This is a genomic window from Paenibacillus pinihumi DSM 23905 = JCM 16419 (genome assembly GCF_000422505.1).
Lineage (GTDB): Bacteria > Bacillota > Bacilli > Paenibacillales > Paenibacillaceae > Paenibacillus_D > Paenibacillus_D pinihumi.
Window position 1 is genome coordinate 1 of record NZ_AULX01000050.1, and the last position, 6,365, is coordinate 6,365.

Consider the following 6,365-nt stretch of genomic DNA (forward strand, 5'->3'; position numbering starts at 1 on the left):
GGCAGCCGGAGATCAGCTTCAATTACTTGGGTCAGTTTGGTCAGACAAAGGAACATGAGTCGCTATTCGGATTTTCGCATCTGCCAGTAGGAGCGTCGATCAGTGCGCAGGCACAGCGGCAACATACGCTGGACATTACGGGCATGGTGTCGGAAGGGAAGCTCGCGCTGCATTTCACCTATGATTACCGGGAGTATAACCGGGAGACGATAACGGAATTGGCGGAACGGTACAAGAGCAAGCTGCTGGCGCTGATTGAGCATTGCTTGCAGCAGGAGAATGTGGATGTGACCCCAAGTGATCTGGGAGATAAAGAGATGACGCTTGAGGAGTTAGAGGATATTACCGCTTTCATTAAATCGCTTTAAATAGATGGTCTTTAGAACAGAAATCCATTTAGTTTGGGGGAGTTTATATTGACAACCATTGTTAAACTTCAACAAGAGAAGCCTAAGCGGAAAACAAATCCAAGGACATTGTTCTCCAAGAATATTTTAAATGAAATTAACGCCCTGCAGGCAAAAAACAACTGGTACAACTTTTTTTCTCTAGGTCTCGACTGGTTGCTCATTGCGCTGGCCATCACGGCAGCGCAATATTTCCAAAATGTGTATGTTTACATTTTGGCAGTTATCCTGATTGGGGGAAGGATGCGAGGCCTTGATAATTTAATGCATGAGGCCAGTCATGGCATGATGTTTAAAAATCGGTGGTTAAATAAGTGGGTTACCTCAATTTTTGTTTCGTTCCCTGTGTTTACTAATTATACTGACTACTGCCAATCCCATTATAAGCATCACAAATATTTGTGGACCGACCAGGACCCGGACACGAGCCACTTGACGGCTTTGGGACTTAATAAGGCAAGTGTTTCCAAACTGCATTTTTTCTTCAAGTATGTAATCGGTTTTTTTATCGTCTTAAACGTGCCCAAAAATATATATTCTATGCTAAAGAAGCTCTTTTCAACCAAGCTGCAAACGAAGGTTGAATACGGGCTTAAGCTTGCTTTTTGGGCCATCGTCACCTTTTTGGCCGTATATTATAACTTTTGGCTTGATCTCATCCTGTATTGGCTGGTACCGTTGACAGTTGTTTTCCCGGTGATCCGCTTCTGGTCGGACCTCGCGGATCACTCGGGTCTGGAAACGAGCGATCCTCTCTATTCGAGCCGAAATTCATACGGAAACGTTATTGAACGGCTTATTCTTTATCCTCATCATGATACCTATCATATAGTGCACCATTTATTCCCTGCAATACCGCATTACAATTTGAAAAAAGCCCATCTGGTGTTAATGAAAAATGAAGAGTACGCGAAGGCTCATCATTGCAGCGGATTTTTCAAAAGTTTTTTCCCCGGGTTTCGATCGGTCATTGATGATATCGTCAGAAAGCTGAATCAGAAGGAAAAAGAAGAAATAGGGGGAGCGAAAAATGGCGGCACCTACAGAGATATCTAGAATTTATCCATTAACGCCAATGCAGGAAGGCATGCTGTTTCATTCCCTGTATGAGCAGCAATCTCAAGCCTATTTTGAACAATTGACACTAACGCTCGAGGGGGAAGTGGTTCCGGAATTGCTGGAGCAGAGCTTTAACCTGCTTATTGAGCGCTATGACATATTCCGGACCGTCTTTATCTGGGAAAAGGTTCAAAAGCCAAGACAAATCGTCCTCAAGCAGCGCAAAGCCGGCATTATCTATAAAGATATCAGTCTGCTTCCGGAAGAGCGCCAAGAGGCGCTGGTCAGAAAAGAAATGGAAGAAGACCGTCAATTAGGATTCGATGTATCCAAGGATTTGTTAATTCGAATAACGCTGTTCCAGACGGGACAACAGACATTTAAAATGATTTGGAGCAATCATCACTTACTAATTGACGGCTGGTGCACGATGCCGCTTATCCATGAACTGCTCCAAATCTATCATGCTCTACAAAACCAATTGCCCCTAAATTTGAAACGGATATACCCGTACAGCGATTATATCGAGTGGCTGGAAAAGCAGGATAAAGAGGAAGCACTGGAATATTGGAAGCATTACATTAGCGGTTATAGTGAACTGGCATTGATCCCGCACCAGAAGCGATTAAAGCCAGGGGCTTGCGACTATGTCCTGGAAGAGCAGATCGTCGAAATTGATGCGGAGGTCACCCAAAGACTAGTTGAAGTTGCGAAACAAAACCAGGTTACACTCAATATCGTGTTTCAGGCCATTTGGGGGGTGCTGCTGCAGCGCTATAACCACACGGACGATGTCATATTCGGATCGGTTATTTCCGGCCGCCCTCCTGAAATTGAGGGTGTAGAGCATATAATCGGCTTATTTATAAATACGATTCCTGTTCGTGTCCAGAGCCGGAATACGCTTACGTATACCAAATTAATTAAAGAGTTGCAACAAGCATCACTTGCCTCTGAAAAGTATGGTTATGCTTCACTGGCTGAAATTCAGGCTCAATCCGGAGTAAAGCAGGAGCTGTTTCAGCATATTTTGGCGTTTCAGAACTTTAACACGGCTGGTGATAAGCAGGAAGCAGGGGCAGCAGGCGGGGTACGGATCACCGAATCTGAGGCATTTGAGCAGACCAATTATAATTTCACTGTCATGCTCGCTCCAGGTGAGCGAATGCTCGTGAAATTTAGTTACAATGAAGCCTTGTATGACCGGGAGTTCATCGAAGCGATGGGCGCTCATGTGGTCAAGCTTATGCAGCAGGTTGCTGCAAAGCCGGATATTCAGTTAATAGATTTGGATATTGTAACAGATTTGGAGCAAGAACATTTGCTGTTTGACTTTAACCGGACTTCGGCACCCTATCCTGTCACCAAAACTGTTATCGAGCTATTTGAAGAAATGGCCAGCCAGCAGCCTGATCAAATTGCGGTAGTTTCCAATCAGGGAAACCTGTCCTATCAACAATTGAATGAGAGAGCGAACCGGTTGGGAGCAGAGCTGCAAAGACGAAATGTTAAGCCTAATACCATTGTTGCCATTATCGCTGACCGTTCGTTGCATATGATTGCAGGGGTGATGGGGATTCTCAAGGCTGGCGGGGCATATTTGCCGATTGATCCCGAATATCCGACCGAACGGATCGCATATATGCTTCAAGATAGCGGAGCACGGCTTCTGCTTCATGAAAGTCATCTTGGCACGGATTTGGTGTTTGAAGGCGAAAAGCTTAGTCTGGACGATGAAAAGTGGTATCAGACCCCTTCAGGCTGTTCTTTTTCAGGGGCAAAGCCTGGTGATCTGGCGTATGTGATCTACACTTCGGGTTCAACAGGAACGCCCAAAGGCGTCATGGTTACGCACCAGTCTCTGGTCAATCTGTGCTTCTGGCACAAGAGAAAGTTCAAAATTACACCTGATGATCAAACGGTTAAATTTGCAGGATTTGGATTTGATGCTTCCGTGTGGGAGACATTCCCTTATCTAACTGCCGGAGCAACCCTGCATATGATTCCGGATGAAATACGGCTGGACCTGGTTCAATTAAACCGCTATTTTGAACAAAATCAGATTACCATTTGTTTCCTTCCTACTCAATTTTGTGAGCAGTTCATTGCACTTGACAATCGTTCCCTGCGTATTCTGCTGACAGGGGGGGAACAGCTGAATCATTATATGCCGACCCCCTACACAATTGTCAACAACTACGGGCCGACAGAGAATACGGTCGTGACAACAAGCTTTTCCTTGGAACATCCTATGCATAATATTCCGATAGGCAAGCCGATTGATAATACCCGTGTCTATGTATTGAATCCGCATTACAAGTTACAGCCGGTTGGCATACCGGGAGAATTATACGTCTCAGGTGATGGTCTTGCCAAAGGCTATTTAAATCGTCCGGATTTAACCGACGCTGCATTCATCCCAAATCCGTATCATGCCGGGGAGCGAATGTATAAGACAGGGGATCTTGTCAAATGGCGGTCTGACGGCCATCTGGAGTATCTTGGACGTACAGACCAGCAAGTCAAAATTCGCGGTTACCGTATTGAAACGGGCGAAATCGTACATAAGCTATTGCAGTATTCATCGATCCGGGATGCGATTGTTGTACCGAAACAGGACACGGCCCGAGACCTGTACTTGTGTGCCTATTTGTTAACAGCTGATGGCTGGGTGCACAACAGTCTCGAAATCAAAAGCTACCTGGGCAAGACCTTGCCTGATTATATGATTCCTGCAGCATTTGTTTATCTGAATGAATTTCCGATGACGGCAAACGGCAAGATTGACTATCGGGCTCTGCCAGAACCATCGGCTGATCCCCTGAGCAGAGGTAAATATGCAGCACCTGCCAATTATATGGAGCAGCAATTAGCACGCACCTGGCAAGAGGTGCTTGGGGACAAAGAGTTTGGAAGAATGGACAATTTTTTTGAGCAAGGGGGACATTCGCTGAAGGCTGTTGCGCTGAGCGCACGTATTCAGAAACAATTAGAGCGAAATCTCCCCGTCCGAATTATATTTGAACATCCGACAATAAAGGAAATGGCGGAGTATTTGCTGGTATCTGAAAAATCAGTCTATTCCGCTCTAGCCTCTGTTGAAGAGCGTGAATGGTACCCGGCATCTTCCCAGCAAAAAAGAGTATATGTAGTCAGCCAACTAGATGCTGCTTCGAAGAATTACAACATGCCCGGTATGACGCTCATTAAGGGAGAGCTGGATACGGAAAGGTTCAACAAGGCCTTCCAAGCTGTTATCGGGAGGCACGAGTCTCTGCGTTCTTCATTTGAAATGATAGATGGTGAGCTTATTCAGCGTATTCACCCACAGCTGAATATTCCTATAGATTTTGATGAAGCGAAGGGTACGCAACTGGAGTCACGCATCGCCCATTTTATTCAACCGTTCGATTTTGGACGGGTTCCGCTTTTCCGCGCAAGTCTGATTAAGCTGGGGTCGGAGGAGCACCTGCTCATGCTGGATATGCATCATATTATCTCGGACGGAGCATCCATGTCTATCTTCATGAAGGAATGGATGGAGCTGTACAATGGCAAACTTCTGGGTCCGCTCAAGCTGCAGTATAAGGATTATGCAGTATGGCAGCAGGAGCAAATCCATGAAGGGGCCATGCAGCAGCAAAAAACATATTGGCTGCATGCATTTTCAGGTGAACTGCCGGTATTGGAGTTGCCGACGGATTATCCAAGGCCGGTGAAGCAGACATTTGCAGGTGATATTGTGTCACTTCATCTCGATCAGGGCTTGTCGGAGAAGGTGCTAGCGTTGGCAACGTCCAACGGAAGCACAGTATTTATGACATTGTTGGCCGTGTATAACGTGCTGTTGGCCAAATATTCAGGTCAGGAAGACATCATTGTAGGTACGCCAGTCGCCAATCGCTCGCATCCAGATTTGGAGCGGGTGATGGGAATGTTTGCGAACACGCTGCCGCTGCGGCATTTTCCTCAAGGCAACAAGTCATTTCAGCAATTTCTGCTCGAAGTTAAAGAAAATGTGCTGCGTGCCTATGAGCACCAAGATTATCCGTTCGAGGAACTGGTTGATCAATTGCAATTAGACCGGAATGCGGGACGGAATTCTTTATTCGATACTATGTTTACGATGCAAAATCTGGAGCCGTCCTCAACAGCATTCGACGAGTTGGAACTGCTTCCTTACTCCATGGATTATAAGATTGCCAAATTTGATCTGACACTCCAGGTTACACAAGATCACGATGCCCTGTATTTTGAATGGGAGTACAGCACGGATTTGTTTGCTAAGGAGACAGTTCAGCGCATAGCCCGCCATTTAAATTATCTCGTAGAACAAATTACAGCACATCCGGGAAAACAGCTAAAAGAGCTGAAGCTGGTATCCGAAGCAGAAGAAGCACATATGATTGCGTTATTCAACGCCACGCAGGTTGCGTATCCGCGGGAGAAGACGGTTGTAGAGCTGTTCGAGGAGCAGGCAGAGAAGCTTGGCAGCCAGACTGCAGTCGTCTATGGGGATGAGCGGCTAACCTATGGCGAGCTTAATGCCCGCGCCAATCAGCTGGCACGTATCCTGAGGAGCAAAGGCGTATGCGGGGACAGCCTGGTAGCGCTGCGGGTCGAGCGTTCCATCGAAATGGTGATCGGGATGATAGGCATTCTGAAAGCCGGTGGCGCATACGTGCCAATTGACCCGGAAGCGCCGGCAGAGCGGGCATTGTACATGCTGGCGGATAGCGGGGCCAGCATCATGCTGACCCAGCGCTCCCTGATGGGGAGCCTGGCGTATGACGGAGAAGTTCTGGATCTGCAGAACCCGGAGCTGTATCAGGGAGAGGCGGGGAACCTGGAGCTGCGGCATCGTCCGCATCATTTGGTGTATGTGATTTATACATCAGG

At 46.7% G+C, this 6,365-nt stretch carries 3 protein-coding genes; all 3 read left to right on the forward strand.

What is annotated here, in order from left to right; genetic code table 11:
* On the forward strand, window positions 1-368 hold a 368-nt coding region (locus tag H583_RS32955; RefSeq protein ID WP_036709688.1), incomplete at its 5' end, for a condensation domain-containing protein.
* Window positions 369-416: 48 nt separating this feature from the next.
* On the forward strand, window positions 417-1,463 hold the full coding sequence (locus H583_RS32960; protein ID WP_245585915.1) for a fatty acid desaturase family protein: 1,047 nt from the start codon (window positions 417-419) through the stop codon (window positions 1,461-1,463).
* A partial coding sequence (locus tag H583_RS0113925) for a non-ribosomal peptide synthetase (protein WP_028560979.1) occupies window positions 1,438-6,365 on the forward strand: 4,928 nt, incomplete at its 3' end. The genes H583_RS32960 and H583_RS0113925, both read left to right, overlap by 26 nt.